The following is a 19,798-nucleotide window of genomic DNA, read 5'->3' as shown; positions in this document are numbered from 1 at the left end:
ATTCCTGTACAGAAATCATAAGCAGCGGTCCAATTCCAACGCCAATTGTAACCCGGTGGCGGTTCATCCAGTAAGGGTTCAGGGGGGAACGGATAAGCGTTGTAGAGATTGGCAACAGCAGCATGGATATGTTTTGAGTCAGACATTCTTAACTAAGATTTTAAAAACCGTATCAATCATTTTAGGACCTGGCTTAGCCTAATTTTTGACTCATCCTTGAAGACTAGAAAAAACTTAAGATGAGCGCTGAGAAAAACGAGATTGCAACAACGTTTCGGTCATCTTGGCTAATTGTTCCAACTGTTTTTGATCTTTTTCCGCTTGCTTTTGATAGCGAAGTTTTCGCTTAATCGCTGCTTTGGCTACTTCTTCTTTTCCTTCCTGCAGTGCTTTCCAAGCAACACTTTGCCACACTTTCATCTCTGCTAAAGTCTGGTTATAGCGAGGTTGAGTTTGATCCCAAACTTTTTTAATATCAGCCAAAGCATCATTGAATAATTGTGCTTGTGCTGTCGTGTCTTGATTTTCTTCCAGCGCTTCTTCTAGAGGTTGGGAAAGATTTTCCACCTTCATTCGCGACCAAATGGGAATAAAATCTTTCACCTGTTGGCTATGAGGATAACCCGTCTTACACCAGGTGGCAAAATGTTCACAGTTATTAAACAAAAGATTGTAACGGGCTTTTTCTCCTAAACGGCTTTCCGCACGATGAACCACGACATCAGAAACAAAAGAAAGCGGGTAATGTTTCACATAAACGGTTTGGTTCTTTGTAAACTCGGCAAAAGAAGCGCGAGTAATTATTTCATTCGTCTTGCGCAAATGAATGACACTGCCATCACCACAGTCAATACCATGATGTTCATACACCCCTTGTAAATTAACAAAGCGTTCTAAAATGTAAATTTGATCGCCTCGTGCCATGACGGTTTTTTTTGATAGTTAATTTAAACTTCCCCATCACCAAAGCGAACAATATCATCCTCTCCTAAATATTCCCCATTTTGCACTTCAATCATAATTAAAGGAATAACACCGGGGTTTTCAACCCGATGGGGAGTATTCATCGGAACATAAGTGGATTGTTTAGCCATCAGCGTTAGTTCTTTTCCGTCTTTAATCACTTTCGCTGTTCCCGCAACAACGACCCAGTGTTCTGTACGATGATAGTGAAGTTGCGTGCTAATATGATGTCCTGGCTTAAGTTCAATGCGATTAATACAGTACCGCTCTCCTTTTTCCAAAACAGTCACACTTCCCCAGGGAGGAAGACGGGTTTCGCTGGCTTCGTCGGGCGTTGTTTCGGCATTCAAAGGGGAATTAAAATCATTCATAATCAAGTACTAAGAATTAGAAATCAATAGCCTAAATCAAGGACTAATTTTTCCCAAGGTTAACTATTCTGATTACTAATAATAACCAAATTCTATCTCGACTCAACATGGATACTGCACAACTTTTGATTAACGGACTCGCGGTGGGTAGTATTATTTCTCTGGTTGCTGTTGGACTCACTTTAACCTTTGGTATTCTGCGTTTACCCAACTTTGCTCAAGGTGATTTGATGACAGTTGGCGCTTATATGACCTGGGTGAGTAACGTAGCGGGTTTAAATATTTGGCTTTCCATGATCGTCGGCGCGATCGGAACTGTCATTGTCATGTTAGTAACGGAAGTTTTGCTCTGGAAACCCATGCGCAATGTTCGCGCCCAACCGACTACTTTAATCATTATTTCCATTGGCTTAGCCCTCTTTTTGCGCAGTACGATTTTATTAATTTGGGGAGGGAGTAACCAATCTTATGACTTGCCAATTCTACCGGCTTTGGATATTTTTGGACTGAAAGTTGCCTACTATCGCATCATTGCCATTGGTTTATCTTTACTGGCCATTGTCATTTTGCATTTTCTGCTTCAAAACAGCAAAATTGGCAAAGCGATGCGGGCGGTTGCTGACAATATTGATTTAGCCCGTGTGTCAGGGATTAATGTGGAACAAGTCGTGATTTGGACTTGGGTAATTGCAGGGGTTTTAACCGCGATCGCGGGAGCCAATTATGGACTGATCACAGCGGTTCGCCCCAACATGGGTTGGTTTTTAATTTTACCCATCTTTGCTTCCGTAATTTTAGGGGGGATTGGTAATCCTTATGGTGCGATTACTGGCGCATACGTCATTGGAATTGCGCAGGAACTCAGTGTACCTTTTTTGGGATCTCAGTATAAACTAGGGATAGCTCTCGCTATCATGGTTTTGATGCTTCTGATTCGTCCTCAAGGATTATTTCGTGGCACCTTGTAAACTCAGAGAAAGTCACAAGATCTTCACAAGTTAGAGTTATACTAAACGTAAGATCACCACCACTAATGATTCGTTATGTCTATAGCTAGTATGGAAGAGCAAACGGCAACTCGTAATGTCAAGGCAGAATTAGACCAATTGATTGCTCCGGGAATGTTTTTTGAGGGATTACCTGAAGACACTTTACGGGAAATGGTCTGTCATATTGTCTCTCGCAATCATCCTGCCAATCAGGTGATTCTCCTTGAGCATGACTGGGGAGGTTCCGTTTATTTCATTATTGAGGGATGGGTAAAAATACGGACGTACAACAAAGATGGAAAGGAAGTCACGCTCAATATTTTGGGAAGTGGCGAAGTCTTTGGTGAAATGTCAGCAATGGATGAAGTGCCCCGTTCCACTGATGTAATTACGCTAACTCCAACGCGGATTTGTAGTATCCCTTCCGGAGATTTTCTGAAAATTTTGCAGGCAGAACCCTTAGCCGGGATCCGTTTATCCCAGCTTATGGCAAAACGCTTACGTCAAGTCAACCGTCGCCTCCGCTTGCGTGAAGCCGATAGTGTCTCTCGGGTTGCTGATGTTTTACTCTTTTTAGCAGAAGGTCAAGGGAAACAAATGAATGAAGGAGTTGATATTCCCAACCTTCCTCATCGCGAATTAAGTAGCTTGAGTGGACTGGCTCGAGAAACGGTAACCCGCGTTCTTGCTAAGTTGGAAAAAAGTGAACTGATTCGACGGGAACATCACACCTTACACATTCCCAATATTTTTGCTTTAGAAGAAGTCTTATCGTCTCCTTCTTCTTTGTTTGAATAAATTGTCATGGGTTTACAATCTAATCAGATTTTCCAAGGCGAGCCCACTTTATGAGCAATTTTCAGAATGACTTTGATGAAAATGCCAGTGCTAACGACACGGCAAATATAGAGTCTGATGAATTGAGTTCTGAAGTGAATTGGGTTGATGCAGACGAAGAAGAAAAACCGACCTCTTCTGCAGACAAAGCGGGGATAGAAGTGGGGGGGACATCGGCAGTTGTCATGGTAGAAACTGCCTTTTTAGCCAGTGCTGCTGGTTTGATTTGGTTAATAAATTTTTATTTTCCGCCGGGTCCCCTCTTGCGACTTCTTTTTCCTTTGCCGATCGCGCTGGTCTATTTACGGAGAGGAATGCGAGCCTCTTGGATGAGTGCTTTAATTGTAGGGTTACTCTTATCCATTTTGATGGGACCAACGCGCAGTATTCTGTATGTGATTCCTTATGGCATTATGGGCATTCAACTCGGAGCATGTTGGTGTCGAAGAAGCAGTTGGGAATTATCGATTGCAGTTGGTGCCATTATTGGCACATTTGGCTTTTTCTTTCGTTTTTGGTTACTCTCCATCTTTTTAGGAGAAGATTTATGGCTTTATGTGACTTCACAAATTGCCCAGTTCTTGGAGTGGGGGTTTGTCCAATTAGGATTACTTGCCCAACCCAGTCTGTGGCTAGTCCAAGCGATCGCGCTGGTGACTATTATTCTCAATAGTATTATTTATGTCTTCGCTGTTCATTTAGTTTCTTTACTGATTCTCAATCGCTTGGGGAATCCTATTCCGTCGCCGCCCCATTGGGTACAAGTTATTTTAGACACTGATTAATCGCTGCAATTTCAGGCAAGATAATTTTTTAATCCTGGTATCAATTGGCTAGCGAGAAGCGTTAAATTAGAAAAAAGCAAAATCCTGTTGAGTTTGGCTCATGATGACCAACACCCCAACTGAATTTTTTCCCCCCGAACCGGCAGGGGATAGTAATCTTCTACAGCAACTTCCCTTTATTCCTGGGCTAAAAGAAATCTTGATGTTGCGTCAAGTCCACGCCCTAGAACACGCAACAGTTTGGGTTTTAAGTGAAAAGGCTTCGTTTACCCCTCAAACAACTCACTTGACCCCAAGCCGGACTGACAATGAAACTTTGGGGGGACTCTCGACTGAGAAAGGATTTTATCTCTATGGAGAAGTGCCGCTTCAACAGCTACAGCGAGGCGTCATTACCGCCTTACATCGCTTTCGCGCTGGGGAATGGGATTTAGCGATTCATCCCCGTTGTGGCACCAATGTTTCTGTGGCTTTACTGCTGAGTGCGGGCTTAACCTTAAGTTCTCATGTCTTTTTCCCAAAAGATCCAATTTCACAGTTATTAGGCATGGGATTAGGGATGAGTGTGGCTTCTTCTGTTGCCCCTGATGTTGGGCAATGGGCACAAAAATACTTGACCACTGCCGTTCCTTTTAATTTGGAGTTGGAACAAATTTATCAAACTACTGATTTATGGGGACGTTCGGCTAATTTTGTGCAGTTAGGATGGCGAAATTTGCAATAAAACTTAAAACGAAAACCTACCAACACGCGCCACACTAATAGTACGCTTGATTTTAAAGGTTATTTTTTCAGCAATTATCATGACAGAAGTTAATCGCAAAGATAAAGTTAGAATCCTCCGTGAAGAATCCTACTGGTTTGGCGATGTCGGTACCGTTGCCAGTGTCGATAAAAGTGGCATTATTTACCCGGTGATTGTTCGCTTTGATAAAGTCAATTATTCCGGGGTCAATACCAATAACTTCGGCTTAGAAGAAGTGGAAGTGGTAGAAGCCGCACCAAAGAAAAAAGCAAAAGCTGAAAAAACAGAAAGTAAAAGCTAATCAGGTAATTTCGTGCCGGAATTACCTGAAGTTGAAACCGTTTGCCGTGGGTTAAATCAATCCACTCTCGGGCAAGTTTGTCAGGGTGGGGAAGTGTTGCTCAAACGTAGCATTGCTCACCCTGATTCTATTGAAGAATTTTGGGATGGCTTAAAAGATTCTGCCATCGAGAAATGGCAACGACGCGGTAAATATTTGTTAGCTGAACTCTCTTCTGGGGGATGGCTGGGCGTTCATTTGCGGATGAGCGGTCAATTATTATGGGTGAAGCAAAGTGACCCCTTAGCCAAACATACACGAGTCCGTTTCTTTTTCCCGGAGGAACAGGAACTCCGTTTTATTGATTTACGAACCTTTGGTCGCGTGTGGTGGGTTCCTCCCCAAGTTGAACCAAAAACCATTATTACTGGTTTAAATAAGCTTGGTGTTGAGCCTTTTTCATCGCAATTCACACCCAATCATCTACAAAACAAATTGCAAACTCGCCGCTGTGCCATTAAAACCGCATTATTAGATCAAACGGTTGTCGCCGGCATTGGCAATATTTATGCGGATGAAGCGCTTTTTCTTGCCAAGATTGCCCCATTACGAGTTGCCAATACTTTGACTTTCTCAGAGGTGGAACGAGTCCATGAAGCCATTCTTTCTGTTCTGGAAACAGGAATCGAACAAGGGGGAACCACCTTCAATAGTTTTCTCAACTTGTTGGGAGTAAATGGCAATTATATGGGAAAGGCTTGGGTTTATGGTCGCGAGGGAGAGGTTTGTCGTCAGTGTGGTACGCTGATCCAACGTTGCAAAATTAATGGACGGTCTTCCCATTTTTGTCAACGCTGTCAGCCCCAATAATCGGGAGTGATCATTACTAAAAAGAAGAATGATCCCAAGCGGTTCTAATAATTAGAGCCTCCAGTCGGATTATTTCACCAATCACTAATTACTATTATTCTCCTCTCGAATAATCTGTTGAACTTGTTTTTTGAGTTGAGGATCTTGACGAACCGACTGTAAAATTTCTTGAAAACGAGCAACTTCTAAGCCTTGAGAGATGACAGCATCTTTCATTTGAGATTGGGTATCGCGCTGGATTTGTGCCAGTTGTTCCGTTGCACTATCAAATTTTTGCAGTTCTGCTTCTGAGGCATCCGTTTCTGCGTCTGGATTCCGTTGTGCTTGTAAGATTTCTCGAAATCGCTGTTGGCTTAATCCTTCTTTCTCAATCGCTGCACTAATTTCATCTCTAGATTCGAGCTGAATTGCGCGCATGTCTTCCATTGCAGCAGCAAACTTTTCGAGTTCTTCCGGATTAATGTCAGTCGAGGTAGATTGTTTGATTTGCACCAGTGGGGCTGCTGTGGAAGATTCGGCTAATACTGGGGTGGATAAACTTACGAGAATCGCCAGACTAACACTAGTCACACATAAGGATTTCAACATTAATTTTTCTCCTTGTTTAGCTGGGGTTTACAGATTGGAACCGGGAAAGCAGGATATGAATTCCAAAATTTCTCCCCTATCCTAACAGCAAGCATGATTACCGCAGACGTTGGTAGCGCAGACCAGGAACTTGAGCAATTAATCCCAACAATTCTAGTTCGAGGAGTCGGGCTGAAACGTCATTGGCGGTTTGGGATACCGTTTGCACGATGACATCAAAAGCAGTTGGTTCGGGTGCGATCGCGCTTAATAATTCCTTTAATTCCGGGGCAATCTCGGGTAAGGGGGGTGGCGTTTCCTCAAATAAATCTAATTGCGGCATCGTTCCCAACATTTCCAATAAATGCCCTTCACTTAAGATGACATTTGCCCCATGATTTAATAAGCCTAAACACCCGATCGCGTTTTTATTGTCTAACGACCCCGGTAAAACATAGACATCACGCCCAAATTCGTTGGCATATTTAGCAGTAATCAACGCGCCCGATTTTTCCGGGGCTTCGGTGACAATGACCGCCCGAGATAACCCAGCCACAATGCGATTTCTGGCGGGAAAATTGCCACGATCCGGTTGAGTGCCAATGGGATATTCCGTTAAAATTGCCCCCTGTTGCTCAACTTGTTGGTAGAGTTGACGGTTTTCTTGGGGATAGGTAATATCTAAGCCGGTTCCTAAGACAGCGAGGGTGCGTCCCCCTGCTTCTAGACAACTTTGGTGCGCGATCGCGTCAATTCCTGCTGCTAACCCAGAAACGATCGTGTAACCGTGTTTAACTAGAGCAGTTGTAATCTTTTTTGTCCATTTGCGACCGTATTCACTGGGCGATCGCGTACCAACAATACTAATTAAAGGTTGTGTCCCCTGCATTTCTGCCCCGTTAATTTGCCCTCGATAATATAGTGCTGGCGGTGGCGTTGGAGTTTCTAAGAGTAAACGGGGATAGTCCGTATCCGCTGGGGTCCAAAATTGAGGATTTTTTGCCTCATGCTCAACGAGAATTTGTTCTGGGGTGAGGCGCGATCGCTGCTCAACAATCTGCTGAATCGTTTTCTTCCCTAACCCTGCCACTCCTTGGAGTTCCCCTTGCTTCGCCTGCCAGGCTGCTTCTAAGCTCGGAAAGTGTTGTTGCAGTCGTTGTAGGGTCACTGCACCCACCCCCGAAATTTGTGACCAAGCCAACCAATAGGCACGTTCTGATATCATTTTTTCCTTTAAGCATAAGCGGCTACTGACCACAACACCGATCATACCCAAGGCTATCTAAAATGAGATCGCTAACGGCATTAGCAATGACAAACTCACCATAAAAGCTACCGCTAAAATCGAAGGCTTGCATTTCAGTGACAATCGCTACGACTAAAGACCCTAAATCATTTTCTCCTTCTAAGCGTTGCCGGACAAAAATCTGTGCTGCTTGTTGGGCAATATCATGGTTGACACGTTCGGGGATAAATTCTTCATCTAACCATTTTTTTAAGGCGACTTGGAGCCATTCTCGCTCCTGTTCTGGGTTTTCCATAGGCGGGAGGATAATGGGGTTAACGGGGTCAGTCATTCTCAGTGTTCTTCCATAAGACAGCGATCATTTCATTTTATTTTAGAAGCAACCTCCCCAGAATTTCTAGAGAGTCTTTATTCACCCGATTGTAAAAAAGGAATTGGCGCTTGACCATACATATTGGCAGGCAGTTGACCATCCCATTTTTTGGCTTTTTCTAACTCAACCAATTGCGGATTATTGGCTAAGGCTTGGGATTTAGCCTGTAATGCTTCGGCTTCTGCTTCTCCTTGCACACGAATGGAATGCGCTTCCGCATTTGCCGCTAACTTTTTCGATTCTGCTTCTCCACGGGCTGCTTCAATTTTAGCTTCTGCCTCTGCCTCAGCTTCAATTTGCTTACGCTCTGCTTCGACTTTTGCCTTTTCCGCTTCTCGTCTAGCCACTTCTAACTCAGTTTCTGCCTGAGCTTCTCTGGCGGCTGCCTCCTTAAAGGCGTCAGACCAACCATAATAAGGAATCGTAAAATCAACAACATTAATATCGAAAAGCCGCTCAACTTCGCTTTTGACAGTTTGGAAAACTTTCTGCTCAATTTCACTACGTTGGTCAGCAAGCTGATCCATTTCAATATTCCCTAATTCATTCTTAAAGCGACTCGTAGCAATCACTTCCATATTTTCTTGATAATCGGGAACATTACGATGAATGTCTTCTAGATTCTCTTCAGAAAGACGATATAAGACAACAACTGTGGCATTAATCGCATAGTTATCTACGGTGGAAGTACTCACTCCTTCTAATCTCAGTCTTTGAATGTTTACGGGATATTGGCGATAACTTTGTTGAAAAGGGAGTTTCCAGTGCATTCCCGGACCCGTGGTTTTGACGTATTTTCCTGAATCAGTGACAATTGCTCTTTCGGTTTCATTATTAATGTAAACTGAATTCGCCCCGACAAAACCGAGAATGACAATCGCAGCGATCGCGCTTCCTCCAATCAGCCCACTTCCACTTTTAAGTTTGGATAAAACTTGAAACATGAATGACCTCACACGATTTTTGGAAGTGATTTTAACAAATGAACTTCTCAACAGCGTGATTAATTGACTTAGCTTCACAGTTATTCCCGAGCCAATAATGTTAATCCCAACGCAAGCGGGATCATCAGCGAACAGACATATAATCCCGATTGATAAGAGCCAAAGCTATCCTTAAATAAAGCGAGTAAAGAAGGTCCCACCGCACTCCCAATTACTAAGCTAGTCATTTGCATCCCCCCAATCGCGCCGAGATAAGCCCGTCCAAACAAACGCGGTAAGGCAATGGTGGTTAATGTCGCGAAGAATCCCCCACTGGCACCTAAACCTAGAATTCCTACCACTCGCCAAGGCAGTAAACTTAAATTGGCAATGCCGATAAAGCCTAACAATTGAAGTAAGAGTAGGGTGACAACCAGCCATTTCAAGCGCACGCGATCAGAAATCACTCCCACTAGAAACCCAGTAATTGTCGCTAACACCCCAATCGGAAGAAATAAACTCACTGCCTGCTGTTGGCTTAATCCAGCTTGGGTGCCTAAATCGACTAGGTTAAAGGTAATTCCGGTTACCGTTAAGGAATGAATGGAAAGAGCAAGGGTAACGCTCCAAAATTCAATGGTTTTAATTGCTTCAGAGGCGGTGATTTCTCCCACTTTTGCAACCTTCTGTGTCGATGTTTCCGTCTCAGCACTCGCTTCATCTTCCTTCTCCGGTGGCGTTCCATCCATGGTTAAACCACAAACTTCTGGGTTATCCCGGTAAAATAGCCAGCCCATCAACGTCATACCGACACCAACAGCAATGGCTAAACCAATCCAGCCGCCCCGCCAACCTAAGCCTTGAATCCAAAAACTGAGGATTAAGGGTGCAGCAGAGAAGCCAAAAGAGATAAAAACATTGGCGATACCAGATACTAAGCCTCGACGCCGATCAAACCATTTTCCTAATGTATTCCGACTCACTAACGTGAGAATGCCTTGTCCTGTGAAACGGAGAGCAATAAATCCCACTGCCATTACCCCTAAGCCAATCACAGACCGATTGACCAAAGGGAAGAAACCATTGAGAAGCGTGATTGTATAATCACAGAGGCTTAAATAAATTAACGTTAGCCCTAACCCAATCGACGCTAACATGACGGTTAATCGCGCCCCAAACCGGTCAATGAGCCTGCCGCCAAGGGGAAGTAAAAAACCACTGCCTAACGTGCCAATGAGATAAGCCGAACTGAGTTGAACGCGAGATAACCCGGTTGCTTCTATGACAGGGTCAGTAAAGACGCTAACGCCAGCTGTTTGCCCAGGAATGCTGAATAATGTCCCAACGGTAGCAAAAACAGCAATTACCCAGCCATAGAAGAAGGGAAAGCGTTTTGGCGAGAAAGGAAAGTTAGGATCAAAGGCTGTTTTGAGAAAAGGAAAACGAGATAATTTCACGAATGATAGACAGCGGGTAATCAGTTAACAGCCACAACTGCTAACAAAGGACGAATGACAAATGACGGACCATGCTTAGAATCGTTCAATGACCCCGCCACCGAGGACAACTTCGCTATCATAAAGCACAGCAGCTTGACCGGGGGTTACGCCAAATTGCGGTTCTTCAAAAATCAGTTTGACGCGACCCGTTTCTAAAGGAACAACATTAACTTTCGCAGGGCGAGAGCGATAGCGAATTTGCACTTCGGCTTGAATGGGCGCTTCCGGTTCTGGCATCGCTAACCAGTTCATGTGTCCCACACTACATTCTTTCCGCGTCCCACTACTACGGTTTCCGACCACGACTTGATTCATCACTGGGTCCAGTTTAATCACATAAAGGGGTTCTGGCGCAGAAATGCCTAAGCCTTTGCGCTGTCCGATCGTGTAGTGATGAATCCCATCATGATGACCGAGGACTTTACCTTCTTCATTGACAATTTCCCCTTGTTTTTGATGAATGTGTTGGTCTAAAAAGTTGCGCATAGAACCATGCGCTTCCACGAGGCATAAGTCTTGGCTTTCTGGTTTAGCAGCCGTTTTTAGGTTGTAGTCTTGAGCAATTTGGCGGGTTTCGGATTTTTCTTTTTCACCGAGGGGAAAAATGGTATGAGCGAGGAGATCTTGGGGTAAATCGTAGAGGAAATAGGATTGGTCTTTAGCGCGATCGCGCGCCCGTAAGAGTTGATACCGATCTTGCTTAGAATCGTACTGAATCCGCGCATAGTGTCCTGTTGCGACACAATCAATGCCTAATTTTTCTCGGGCATAGGTCAGCATTGGCGCAAATTTCACTGTTTTATTACACTGGGAGCAGGGCAAAGGTGTGATCCCTGATTCATATCCGGAGACTAGATAGTTGAGGACATTATTTTCAAACTGTTCCCGACTATCGACAATATGGTGGGGAATGCCTAATTGTTCGCAAATAAAGGCAGCATCGACCATTCCTTCGGAACAACATTGACCTTTTCCTTTCATTAACCACAGCGTTAAACCTTCCACCGCATACCCTTGGTGGTGTAAGATAGCAGCAGCAGTTGAACTATCAACGCCTCCTGATAAACCGACAACAACTTTTTTTGTCATAGATCTGCTTGCAACACAAAAACCGTCACTTTCCTAGGCTAGCACTGTTACTCGCCACTTGTTATCATTCCTGCAGATGCTCTCCTCACTCTCCGCCTTGTTGTTCTTGCAAATGCTGATTTTCATCCCCTATGCTAAAAACACTCAACTGTTTCGGACGTTCTTTTCTAGTTATTCATTCTCTTCTGCTGTTTAGTAGCAGTAGCACCCTGGCACAAACGTTACCGCCTCCCCCCCCAGAGAAAGATCAAGAAGTTTACCAATTTAACGCCCCCGATTATTCTCCTTCCGCACCGACTCCTTCTAATTCTGGAAGCGATACGATGTTTCGGGTACAAGTCTATGGAAATAGTGAAGAATTATTATCTCTTGTCCGACGCGTTGAACCGGATGCCTTTGTCCCGGAAGGGAAAAATGTTATCCAAGCCGGACTCTTTTTCGAGGCAATGAACGCCCGAGAATTAGTGGAATCTTTGTCTAAGCGAGGAATCAGAGCGGAAATTATTGAAGTGGCTAAACCCCTCGATCTCTCTTCACAATCCAATACTTCTGCCCGAGAAATGATTTCTCTCTCGCCCCCCGCTACAGCCAAAGACTCTTCTCCCGATCCTCCAGAATTCATCCCGCTTGCGGTGGAAACTGCCTCAGATCAGCCTGAGGTAACCTCTGCAAGGGAAGTAAAAACGCGAGCTTATTATGTGGTGATTCCCAGTCGTGAACAAGACTTATTGAAAACAGCACAGGCTGTACAAGCAGTCGGGATCAATGAAAACATTATTCAACAACGCAATGCACCCCGAGGAACGCATGTGGCAGTGGGACCTTTTCCGCATCGGGAAGAAGCCAGTCGCTGGAGTAACCAGCTGCAAACCAAAGGTTTGAATGCAAGAGTCTATTTTGGTCGATGAGTGAAAAACAATTTGCCCCAGCCACACAGAGAAACCGCGAGCCAATTCTACAGGTTTTGCAGCAAGTGTTACCCCCAACCGGTAAGGTCTTAGAGATTGCCAGCGGAACTGGGGAACACGCGATTTATTTTGCCCCTCAACTCCGTCCTCGCCAATGGTTGCCCTCGGAAGTGAATCCGATCTTAGAAGATAGTATTCGCGCTTGGCAAGCAGAGTTTCCTTGCGATGTCTTGGCCCAACCCCTGACAATTGATGTGATGCAGGAAAATTGGGCACAGCAACTATCAGGACAAACGTTGTCTGCGATAGTCGCGATTAATTTAATTCATATTGCCCCTTGGCAAGCTTGTATTGGTCTAATGGCAGGGGCAGAACAGTTACTGACCAGCGGCGGTCTTTTATATCTGTATGGTCCCTTTAAGCGAGGCGGCAAACATACGGCCGAGAGTAATGTAGGGTTTGATCAAAGTTTGCAACAGCAAAATCGGCAGTGGGGGGTTCGGAATCTAGAGGATGTGGTTTCTCTGGCTCAAACCCATCAATTAGAATTACAAGAAGTGATTACGATGCCTGCCAATAATTTGTCGGTAGTCTTTCGACACTTGTAATTGGTTGGATTTCTTGTTAAGTTGTCCTTTGCTTGTTGCTATCAGTGTCTATGCTGTCTCTTTTGGCCTTTCGTTTCCAATCTCCGGGTCCAATTTTAGTTGAATTAGGACCAGTGACCCTCCGCTGGTATGGCTTACTCATTGCCAGTGCTGTTATTATTGGCGTGTTATTGTCGCAATACTTAGCCAAACGGCGTGACATAAATCCTGAATTGTTGGGGGATTTATCGATTTGGTTAGTCTTAGCCGCCATTCCGGGCGCTCGATTATATTATGTTGCTTTTGAATGGGAAAATTATGCCCAACGCCCAGAAGCGATCATTGCGATTTGGCAAGGCGGAATTGCGATTCATGGGGCAATTATTGGCGGCGCGATCGCGGCCTTAATTTTTGCTCGCCTGAACCGGATTTCCTTTTGGCAACTTGCTGATTTAGTGAGCCCTTCTTTAATCTTAGGACAAGCGATTGGTCGCTGGGGTAATTTCTTTAATTCGGAAGCCTTTGGGACGCCGACCGATTTACCTTGGAAACTGTATATTCCTCCTGCGAACCGCCCGCCTCAGTATGCCGATGAATCTTTTTTTCACCCCACTTTTCTCTATGAATCGCTTTGGAATTTAGGCGTTTTTGCCCTGCTAATTTATTTATTTTTCTGGGGATTACGTCATCCGCAACGGTATCGCATCGGAACCTTAGCGTTTGTTTATATGGCAGCGTATAGTGGCGGTCGGGTTTGGATTGAAGGGTTACGAACCGATAGTTTAATGTTCGGCTCAATTCAAGTCGCGCAACTGATTAGCTTGTTCGGAATTATTATTGGAATTTTCGGATTAATTTGGCTGTATTATATGAGACGCTCTCTACCTGATGTGATTTCTAAGCAAGCTTCAAAAAATAACAGATAATTCAGAAAAAATATGCTCAAACCTGCCGTTTATATTGTTGGTGCGGGTCCGGGTGACCCCGATTTACTCACCATTAAAGCCAAGAAAATTTTAGACCAAGCGGATGTCATTTTATATGCCAATTCTTTAGTGCCAAAGCAAATTTTAAAGGATGTTCGCCCTGATGCCGAACTCCTTCCAACGGGGAGTAAAACCTTGGAAGAGATTGTGCCGTTGATGATTGAAAAAGTACAGAACAATCAATCAGTGGTGCGTCTCCATTCTGGCGATTTAACGCTTTATAGTGCCATTCATGAGCAAATGCAGGCGTTAGCAGAAGCCAATATTCCAGTAGAATTAATACCAGGCATTAGCACTTTTCAGGATGCAGCAGCCAGACTGGGTGTGGAATTGACGGTTCCCGGATTGGTACAAACGATTATTTTAACCCGCATTAGTGGTCGTGCCTCTTCTGTTCCTGAAGCGGAAGAGTTAGCTGCACTGGCTAGTCACAAGGCCAGTTTAGCGCTCTATTTAGCAGCCCGTCATGTGGAAAATGCCCAGGCGAAATTATTAGAGCACTATCCGGCTGATACCCCAGTGGCGATTTGCTACCGTTTGGGTTGGGAAGATGAAAAAATCCGCGTGGTTCCCCTCAAGGAAATGGCAGCAATTTCCCGCAAAGAAGATTTAATTCGGACAACGATGTATCTGATTAGTCCCGCCTTAGCCGGAAAACAAGTGGAAGCGCGATCGCAGCTGTATCACCCAGAACATTCCCATCTTTTTCGAAAAGGGATACGACAATAGTTACCAATGACTAATGACTAATCTTCTGGATTGCTGATTAACGCTTCAGGAAGAGAATCCAATAAAAAGAGAGGCATGAGAGAACGGCTAATTTCCGATATGTATCGCGCACTGAGGTAGCGTTCATAGGTCATTTCGTTGGCGAGATGGGTTTTGAAAAAAGCGATACTAAGCGCGCGCATATAGTTTTGCGCGATCGCGGGATCGGGTCCAATTGCTTCTTCAGGAAGCGGAATCCCTTCTTCGGTTCCTTCAGCAAGAGTCGAAAAGTGGGTTCCTCGTTTCAGTAAAACCAAGTATTTTTGAGGGCTATCTAACCAAGTAAAGGGACGAATTTGTTCTAGTAAAGCGGGGGTCGCTGTGTCGGCACTACTGGTGACGATTAGGGTAGGAATATCAATGCCTTGTAGCCCCTCTTGCCCAAAAATATTACTAGTGAAGGGATTAATCGCGAAAACTGCTTGGATGCGAGGATCATCAAATTCATAATCTTTTGGCGGTAACCGTAACAATTGGCATTGCAGTAATACAGAAAAGTTCAAGACGGTTGCCAGATCTTGCGTTTCACACCGTTCAGCAACTTGGTCATAATCAATTTCTGCCCCAGACACGGCTAGGCTGGTGTATGCACCATAAGACTGTCCGAGAAGACCCACTTGATTGAGATTAATTTGGGTATTGTAATTGCGTTCTAAATAATCGAGTAAAAATTTAATATCTCGCGGACGGTTGATGAGTTCTGAGGGAGGACTCACTTCTTGTTTTAATCCTATTAAGAGAGATTGGAGTTGACGGGCATTACTACCCGGATGTTCAATTGTTGCAACCGCAAAACCATAAGAAGCAAGGTGTTGAGCAAGATAAGAATAAGTGTTGCGATCCGAGCCCAGTCCGTGAGAAATTACAATTAGTGGCGGACGCTCAAAGATGGGGGTTTGAGGAAGATAAAGATGGGTCGGAATGTCGCGAGTGGTAAACTCAGTCTCTTCTTGTAAAGCATCCCGTTGCGGATCGACTAAATTCAGACTTTGACGGCGATAAGGAACGGTTCCCCCCAATTTAAGATTGCGAGAAAAGTCACTCGCTTGATTAGCCCCGCTGAGCACAGAATTTTCTAAGGCCTGGCGTTCGATCAGGGCAACTGCTTGATCCGTCTCTTTAATAAACTCACTCAGTTGGTTGACGAGTTCTAAGCCACGACCGGAATTAATTCGTAAGCCGTCTGTCGGAAAGTGTTGCAGGAAGTTAAGTAAAGTTAAGCCCTCTGGATCCGCTGCCGCTAAGATGAGCCCAGAGCGAATGGCATAGAACCCTCCCTGTCTGGCTTTGGTATCGACAATATCACCAAATTGTCTGAGGACAGCTTCGCCTTGGGGAGAGTATAAAAATTGCGCGATCGCGACAGGATCTAATTCCGCTGGAATGGTTAGAATCTCTTGTAGCTTTTCCTGCTGTTCCCTGGTTAAATAGCGCGTATAAGCTGCTAACTCTGGCGTGATCGTGCCTTCTTCTGCATACTGTTCTAGGGATGCTACAGAAACCGAAATTTCCAGTAACCCCAGAGAAACATAAATATTTTCTGCGGCTTGTGCCGGAAGGGAACAAAGCAACAAGCTTGCGGTTGAAAAAATAACTTGCAGCGAGCGTTGGCGTAAATAGTGAAGCATGAGCAGTTTCAGCCCAACTTAATCCGGTTGAGACTATCTTAGCAAGAAGCGCGATCGCGCTCCTAGTTACCATTTTCATGTTCAAGTGATCCTCCCAAAACTTAGGAGAATTAAAATAATTACAACTTAACTGTCAATCTCAAAAGTATTAACCTTAGTTTCGCGATCGAGCAAGTTTATCGTGGATTGGTTCTGACTCCAGAAGCCTAATTTTTAATATTAGGAAAACTTGAAAAATAGCTAGAAATTCTACGCCTCCTAAATTCTCTGATTCGTTAGTCGTCTTTGGCTACGGCATCTTATCTTTTTGCATCTGGGTGCGCCGTCGTTGTTGCACTTGATTCTTAAGAATTTTGAGACGATAAGGATCGATATCCTTGCGCCAACGGAGTTGATAACCTTTCAGTTCAGCACCATGGGCTTCTAAACATTTTAACCAGCCGCGGCGATCGCGAATGGCTTTAAACTCATCCAGCAGTCCCCAATCTCGCTCCTTTTTAGTCAAGCGGGCAAATTTCTCGTACAGGGGATACTCACGGTTAACCAACTTCTCTTTTTCATGAAGAATGAGAGGGTTAGTTTGATCATACTCAGTATAATAGACCTTGAGATCCCCTAAATTAATTTCCATCTTCGCTTGCAGCGCCGGATGCGGATCACTATCAAATTCAGGATAAGATAAGTAAGCAATCTTGGGTTTACCGATATAAAACTGGATCACTGTCACTGCTTCTAAGCGTCCAATGGTGCGACTAGCGCAGGCTTCATAGAGACGCAACAACGGATCTAACTCGTCTAAGCCACTCAGATGAACGAGTAAGCTTTTACCCAGCTTCAACCCCACTGGACTCTGCTTGATCTTCTTTTCAATCACTGCTTGGTCACCGAGGGTAAATAACATTGCCTCTGCTTCGGCACAAGCGTGTTTAAAGGTGCCAAACAATCCTTTGATATCTTGCTGAATGGTGGGGGAAAAATCTTTCAGTTTCGGGCGATGGGTTAGTAAAGCCGTGCCTAAGTATAACTTTAACTCTTCGGTGCGTTGCTGCGCGATCGCGTTCCAGTCTTCTTGATTGGTCGCTTGTAAGATCAGGCGAAAGGCCCGCCGTAACCCTCCTAGTTCCGCTTTAATTTGCGGTTCTTCGGCTAACTCTCCTTTGGCTGGTAACCGTCCCCGTTCAGTCATAAAATCCATCAGTGGAGTTAACAAAACCTGATAATCTTCAAACCGACGCACCCGTTGCTGTAGACGCGGGGTAGCTGCTTGAGACCGAAACTGACTAGCACGGAAGGTCTCGGCTTGAGTTGGATCCCGAAAGACCAGATAGATCCCTAAACCAATCGGAACGGCATCGACTCCTAACACTTGATCAATATAAGCTTTCAGTTCCTCCTGTTCGTAATATTTTTGAAACGTATTGCGACGGGTAATCACACCATCCCCGTAGGCCACTTGTCCCTTCACCGAATCATTAATTAAAACTTGGGCAGAAACAATCAACACTTGTCGGGTTAATTGCCATGCCTTAACCAAAGCCTCTCGTCGTTCTTGGGTATCTTCAATCACATTGATGACATATCCCAAGTTGACAATATCTGCTTTCACTAGGGGAGTATCGGGATGATAGTAGGGATCCCAACCCTGACTCTCATAGCCTTGTTCTCTGACGCGTTGAAGATCACCGCCATGTCCACAGCCATAGTCAAAGAATGTTGTTTCTGGGGTAAAGAGTTCGGCTTCTAGGGCAACTCGTACTGGACGGGAGAGTTGATGTCGGATGATTGCAGCTTTGTGACGTTCAATTTGAGGTTTTTGCAGCGGCGGTGGTGTCTCATGACAGATGACTTTATGATCTTTGATTTCTACGGCGCGATCGCGCAACCGTTTTTCCCACTCCCGCTTGGTTCCGATATAACGCGCCTCACTCAATAGACCCAGTTGCACTTCTTGCTGAGTCAGTTGCACAAAGTCTTGATAACGGGGATAATCCGGTGTCACAAAGGCTTCTTTCCGATGAAGAATTGGCGGATTATTCGCTTGGTGGTAACTGCGATAACTGACCTCAAACGTCAGCAAATCGACTTGCAAACTGGCTTTTAGTGGCGGATGCGCTTCTTGGTCAAAAGTGGGATAAAAGAGATAGGAAACCTTAGGATCACTAAAGTTAAACTTAATTAGCGTTGCTTTGGCAATCTCATGAGCCACAGGAGTCCGGGCTTGCTGTTCGTAGGCTTGGAGTTGTGGCGGTAAAGCCGATAAAGCACTACGATGAACATAGAAAGCATTGGGAAGATGTTTTCCCACAGGACTCTCTTGAGACCCCTGTCCAATCTCATTTACCCAAGTTACCCGATCCAGCTGAGTCATCTCTACGGTCTGCGCTAAAAATCAAAATTCAGTTAAAAAGCCTCGATCATCATTAATTCTGTCTAGAAAGCAGCCTAAACTGAAGTTGTCTTCATCTTCCATTTCTGCCTTCCCTAGAGTTTTGCTCATCTTGTGAGCTTCCTTGAAAATTCATTGAAGAACTCATGACTTCCTTTCCTGGTCAAAGTTCTTTCCCCAGCATTGATCACTCAATACAAAATTGCTTACAACTTGCTCATTGAAAACTTGACAAAGCTTGAGGTGAGGTGATGCTAGCTTTTGTCCAGGAGTAGGTTCGCGCATCACGGCTAGTCCAATATGTCTCCTTTAGCTTATGTAAATTATACCCGATTGGTTCATTGTCAGGGTTTTGAATCCCTCAACTCATCGGTCTTATATCCAACCTCTAATGACCGGAGTAAAGCGTGAGGATTGGTTTTACGATGATTTCTATAAAAATCTTCCTCCGGATTTTTATTTCCTTTAGCATAGCCCAAACCTTGTCATCGCGTCAAGATTAGACTCTAATTTTCTTGCTTCGGAAATATGAACAGGAATGCTTCAACTTGTGCTGAATCATACCAAGCTTTAATAATATCTGAGCTAAAAAAATATTTTTTAAATCACGTCAAAGCCTTGTTCTTAGCTCCATCAGATGAAAATGTGGTTGACTCACATTTTAACCTTAGTGATTTGAAACTCCCATCTCTGCTATTATCGTAAAGTTCGCTTCTAATCAACCTCAGCCAAGAAAAGAGTCCCTATGATCGGGTTTACGCCGTTGCACGAAATTTTGTTGTTTCAAGAATCAGTTCGTCTTGAACCAACACTCTATCTCTAACTAATGCTACGTTAAACTCGGTTACAAATCACAACTTTCTTTGCGATAAACCTGTCAAATCTCAAAAAGACTTGCTATTATAGTCGTGCTGTTGCACAGGGTTGTAGCTCAGCAGGATAGAGCGAGCGCCTCCTAAGCGCTAGGTCGCCAGTTCGAGCCTGGCCAACCCTGTTTT

General features: G+C 44.4%; 21 protein-coding genes and 1 tRNA gene. 11 read left to right on the top strand and 11 right to left on the bottom strand.

All coding sequences use genetic code 11. From position 1 onward, the window contains the following. The 3 genes from GVY04_12565 to GVY04_12555 form a co-directional block, all read right to left on the bottom strand. Window positions 1-146 (bottom strand): SAM-dependent methyltransferase (locus GVY04_12565; GenBank protein ID NBD16934.1); only part of this gene is annotated, 146 nt, incomplete at its 3' end. An 88-nt stretch (window positions 147-234) separates the two neighbouring features. Then, window positions 235-924, bottom strand: a complete 690-nt coding sequence (locus GVY04_12560) for an NC domain-containing protein (GenBank protein ID NBD16933.1) — start codon at window positions 922-924, stop codon at window positions 235-237. Window positions 925-947: 23 nt separating this feature from the next. Next, window positions 948-1,334 carry a cupin domain-containing protein gene (locus GVY04_12555; GenBank protein NBD16932.1) on the bottom strand — a complete coding sequence of 129 codons (387 nt, stop codon included), beginning with the start codon at window positions 1,332-1,334 and terminating at the stop codon, window positions 948-950. A 107-nt stretch (window positions 1,335-1,441) separates the two neighbouring features. Here GVY04_12555 and GVY04_12550 point away from each other — a divergent pair, with 107 nt between their 5' ends. The 6 genes from GVY04_12550 to GVY04_12525 all read left to right on the top strand — a co-directional run bounded on the left by GVY04_12550 (window position 1,442) and on the right by GVY04_12525 (window position 5,840). Then, complete coding sequence (locus GVY04_12550; GenBank protein ID NBD16931.1) at window positions 1,442-2,302, top strand: branched-chain amino acid ABC transporter permease; 861 nt, start codon at window positions 1,442-1,444, stop codon at window positions 2,300-2,302. A gap of 90 nt (window positions 2,303-2,392) precedes the next feature. Next, window positions 2,393-3,121 carry a cyclic nucleotide-binding domain-containing protein gene (locus GVY04_12545; protein ID NBD16930.1) on the top strand — a complete coding sequence of 243 codons (729 nt, stop codon included), beginning with the start codon at window positions 2,393-2,395 and terminating at the stop codon, window positions 3,119-3,121. Window positions 3,122-3,171: 50 nt separating this feature from the next. Next, complete coding sequence (locus GVY04_12540; protein NBD16929.1) at window positions 3,172-3,945, top strand: DUF2232 domain-containing protein; 774 nt, start codon at window positions 3,172-3,174, stop codon at window positions 3,943-3,945. A 100-nt stretch (window positions 3,946-4,045) separates the two neighbouring features. After that, the gene (locus GVY04_12535) at window positions 4,046-4,669 is read left to right on the top strand and encodes a hypothetical protein (GenBank protein NBD16928.1); all 624 of its coding nucleotides are present in this window, start codon (window positions 4,046-4,048) and stop codon (window positions 4,667-4,669) included. Between the two features lie 79 nt (window positions 4,670-4,748). Continuing rightward, window positions 4,749-4,991 carry a photosystem I reaction center subunit IV gene (locus tag GVY04_12530; protein NBD16927.1) on the top strand — a complete coding sequence of 81 codons (243 nt, stop codon included), beginning with the start codon at window positions 4,749-4,751 and terminating at the stop codon, window positions 4,989-4,991. A gap of 12 nt (window positions 4,992-5,003) precedes the next feature. After that, entirely contained in the window at window positions 5,004-5,840 is an 837-nt protein-coding gene (locus GVY04_12525; protein NBD16926.1) for a DNA-formamidopyrimidine glycosylase, read from the top strand. Window positions 5,841-5,924: 84 nt separating this feature from the next. Here GVY04_12525 and GVY04_12520 read toward each other — a convergent pair whose 3' ends face one another. The 6 genes from GVY04_12520 to mnmA all read right to left on the bottom strand — a co-directional run bounded on the left by GVY04_12520 (window position 5,925) and on the right by mnmA (window position 11,537). Beyond that, window positions 5,925-6,428 (bottom strand): DUF4168 domain-containing protein, encoded by a 504-nt coding sequence (locus GVY04_12520; GenBank protein NBD16925.1) that lies wholly within the window; start codon window positions 6,426-6,428, stop codon window positions 5,925-5,927. 97 nt (window positions 6,429-6,525) lie between these two features. Further along, the gene (gene dprA / locus GVY04_12515; protein NBD16924.1) at window positions 6,526-7,632 is read right to left on the bottom strand and encodes a DNA-protecting protein DprA; all 1,107 of its coding nucleotides are present in this window, start codon (window positions 7,630-7,632) and stop codon (window positions 6,526-6,528) included. A 22-nt stretch (window positions 7,633-7,654) separates the two neighbouring features. Next, a complete protein-coding gene (locus GVY04_12510) occupies window positions 7,655-7,984 on the bottom strand; it encodes a hypothetical protein (GenBank protein ID NBD16923.1) in 330 nt (109 codons plus the stop codon). A gap of 77 nt (window positions 7,985-8,061) precedes the next feature. Beyond that, a complete protein-coding gene (locus GVY04_12505) occupies window positions 8,062-8,970 on the bottom strand; it encodes a hypothetical protein (protein NBD16922.1) in 909 nt (302 codons plus the stop codon). Window positions 8,971-9,050: 80 nt separating this feature from the next. Next, window positions 9,051-10,406 (bottom strand): MFS transporter, encoded by a 1,356-nt coding sequence (locus GVY04_12500; protein ID NBD16921.1) that lies wholly within the window; start codon window positions 10,404-10,406, stop codon window positions 9,051-9,053. A 75-nt stretch (window positions 10,407-10,481) separates the two neighbouring features. Then, window positions 10,482-11,537, bottom strand: coding sequence for a tRNA 2-thiouridine(34) synthase MnmA (gene mnmA, locus GVY04_12495; protein NBD16920.1), 1,056 nt, complete (start codon window positions 11,535-11,537; stop codon window positions 10,482-10,484). A 131-nt stretch (window positions 11,538-11,668) separates the two neighbouring features. On the opposite strand from mnmA, the gene GVY04_12490 reads away from it, so the two are divergent. From GVY04_12490 to cobM, 4 genes are read left to right on the top strand one after another with little or no spacing between them, the layout of a single operon-like run. Continuing rightward, on the top strand, window positions 11,669-12,445 hold the full coding sequence (locus tag GVY04_12490) for a hypothetical protein (protein NBD16919.1): 777 nt from the start codon (window positions 11,669-11,671) through the stop codon (window positions 12,443-12,445). After that, on the top strand, window positions 12,442-13,053 hold the full coding sequence (locus GVY04_12485; GenBank protein ID NBD16918.1) for a DUF938 domain-containing protein: 612 nt from the start codon (window positions 12,442-12,444) through the stop codon (window positions 13,051-13,053). The genes GVY04_12490 and GVY04_12485 overlap by 4 nt, the downstream gene beginning before the upstream one ends. 50 nt (window positions 13,054-13,103) lie before the next feature. Then, window positions 13,104-13,958 (top strand): prolipoprotein diacylglyceryl transferase, encoded by an 855-nt coding sequence (locus tag GVY04_12480; protein NBD16917.1) that lies wholly within the window; start codon window positions 13,104-13,106, stop codon window positions 13,956-13,958. 12 nt (window positions 13,959-13,970) lie between these two features. Beyond that, complete coding sequence (gene cobM / locus GVY04_12475) at window positions 13,971-14,747, top strand: precorrin-4 C(11)-methyltransferase (GenBank protein NBD16916.1); 777 nt, start codon at window positions 13,971-13,973, stop codon at window positions 14,745-14,747. 17 nt (window positions 14,748-14,764) lie between these two features. Here the strand turns inward: cobM and GVY04_12470 are convergent, their stop codons facing one another. Continuing rightward, window positions 14,765-16,414, bottom strand: a complete 1,650-nt coding sequence (locus GVY04_12470; GenBank protein NBD16915.1) for an alpha/beta hydrolase — start codon at window positions 16,412-16,414, stop codon at window positions 14,765-14,767. A 289-nt stretch (window positions 16,415-16,703) separates the two neighbouring features. Further along, window positions 16,704-18,782, bottom strand: a complete 2,079-nt coding sequence (locus GVY04_12465; protein ID NBD16914.1) for a DNA phosphorothioation-associated putative methyltransferase — start codon at window positions 18,780-18,782, stop codon at window positions 16,704-16,706. Window positions 18,783-19,720: 938 nt separating this feature from the next. Between GVY04_12465 and GVY04_12460 the strand changes: the two genes are divergently transcribed. After that, window positions 19,721-19,794, top strand: a tRNA-Arg gene (locus tag GVY04_12460). Window positions 19,795-19,798: the final 4 nt, after the last annotated feature.

It is taken from the genome of Cyanobacteria bacterium GSL.Bin1 (assembly GCA_009909085.1).
In the GTDB taxonomy this organism is placed as follows: Bacteria; Cyanobacteriota; Cyanobacteriia; order Cyanobacteriales; family Rubidibacteraceae; genus Halothece.
The sequence above is the reverse complement of the archived record's forward strand: the minus strand, read 5'-3'. Positions and strand labels throughout refer to the sequence as shown.

What these genes read in the sequence shown, in the direction of transcription:
- GVY04_12510 (NBD16923.1), bottom strand. Translation starts at nt 7,984, where the DNA reads ATGACTGACCCCGTTAACCCCATTATCCTCCCGCCTATGGAAAACCCA.
- GVY04_12470 (NBD16915.1), bottom strand. Translation starts at nt 16,414, where the DNA reads ATGCTTCACTATTTACGCCAACGCTCGCTGCAAGTTATTTTTTCAACC.
- GVY04_12545 (NBD16930.1), top strand. Translation starts at nt 2,393, where the DNA reads ATGGAAGAGCAAACGGCAACTCGTAATGTCAAGGCAGAATTAGACCAA.
- GVY04_12555 (NBD16932.1), bottom strand. Translation starts at nt 1,334, where the DNA reads ATGAATGATTTTAATTCCCCTTTGAATGCCGAAACAACGCCCGACGAA.
- GVY04_12535 (NBD16928.1), top strand. Translation starts at nt 4,046, where the DNA reads ATGATGACCAACACCCCAACTGAATTTTTTCCCCCCGAACCGGCAGGG.
- GVY04_12505 (NBD16922.1), bottom strand. Translation starts at nt 8,970, where the DNA reads ATGTTTCAAGTTTTATCCAAACTTAAAAGTGGAAGTGGGCTGATTGGA.
- GVY04_12465 (NBD16914.1), bottom strand. Translation starts at nt 18,782, where the DNA reads ATGACTCAGCTGGATCGGGTAACTTGGGTAAATGAGATTGGACAGGGG.
- GVY04_12560 (NBD16933.1), bottom strand. Translation starts at nt 924, where the DNA reads ATGGCACGAGGCGATCAAATTTACATTTTAGAACGCTTTGTTAATTTA.
- GVY04_12480 (NBD16917.1), top strand. Translation starts at nt 13,104, where the DNA reads ATGCTGTCTCTTTTGGCCTTTCGTTTCCAATCTCCGGGTCCAATTTTA.
- GVY04_12550 (NBD16931.1), top strand. Translation starts at nt 1,442, where the DNA reads ATGGATACTGCACAACTTTTGATTAACGGACTCGCGGTGGGTAGTATT.
- GVY04_12520 (NBD16925.1), bottom strand. Translation starts at nt 6,428, where the DNA reads ATGTTGAAATCCTTATGTGTGACTAGTGTTAGTCTGGCGATTCTCGTA.
- cobM (NBD16916.1), top strand. Translation starts at nt 13,971, where the DNA reads ATGCTCAAACCTGCCGTTTATATTGTTGGTGCGGGTCCGGGTGACCCC.
- GVY04_12540 (NBD16929.1), top strand. Translation starts at nt 3,172, where the DNA reads ATGAGCAATTTTCAGAATGACTTTGATGAAAATGCCAGTGCTAACGAC.
- GVY04_12485 (NBD16918.1), top strand. Translation starts at nt 12,442, where the DNA reads ATGAGTGAAAAACAATTTGCCCCAGCCACACAGAGAAACCGCGAGCCA.
- GVY04_12530 (NBD16927.1), top strand. Translation starts at nt 4,749, where the DNA reads ATGACAGAAGTTAATCGCAAAGATAAAGTTAGAATCCTCCGTGAAGAA.
- GVY04_12490 (NBD16919.1), top strand. Translation starts at nt 11,669, where the DNA reads ATGCTAAAAACACTCAACTGTTTCGGACGTTCTTTTCTAGTTATTCAT.
- dprA (NBD16924.1), bottom strand. Translation starts at nt 7,632, where the DNA reads ATGATATCAGAACGTGCCTATTGGTTGGCTTGGTCACAAATTTCGGGG.
- mnmA (NBD16920.1), bottom strand. Translation starts at nt 11,537, where the DNA reads ATGACAAAAAAAGTTGTTGTCGGTTTATCAGGAGGCGTTGATAGTTCA.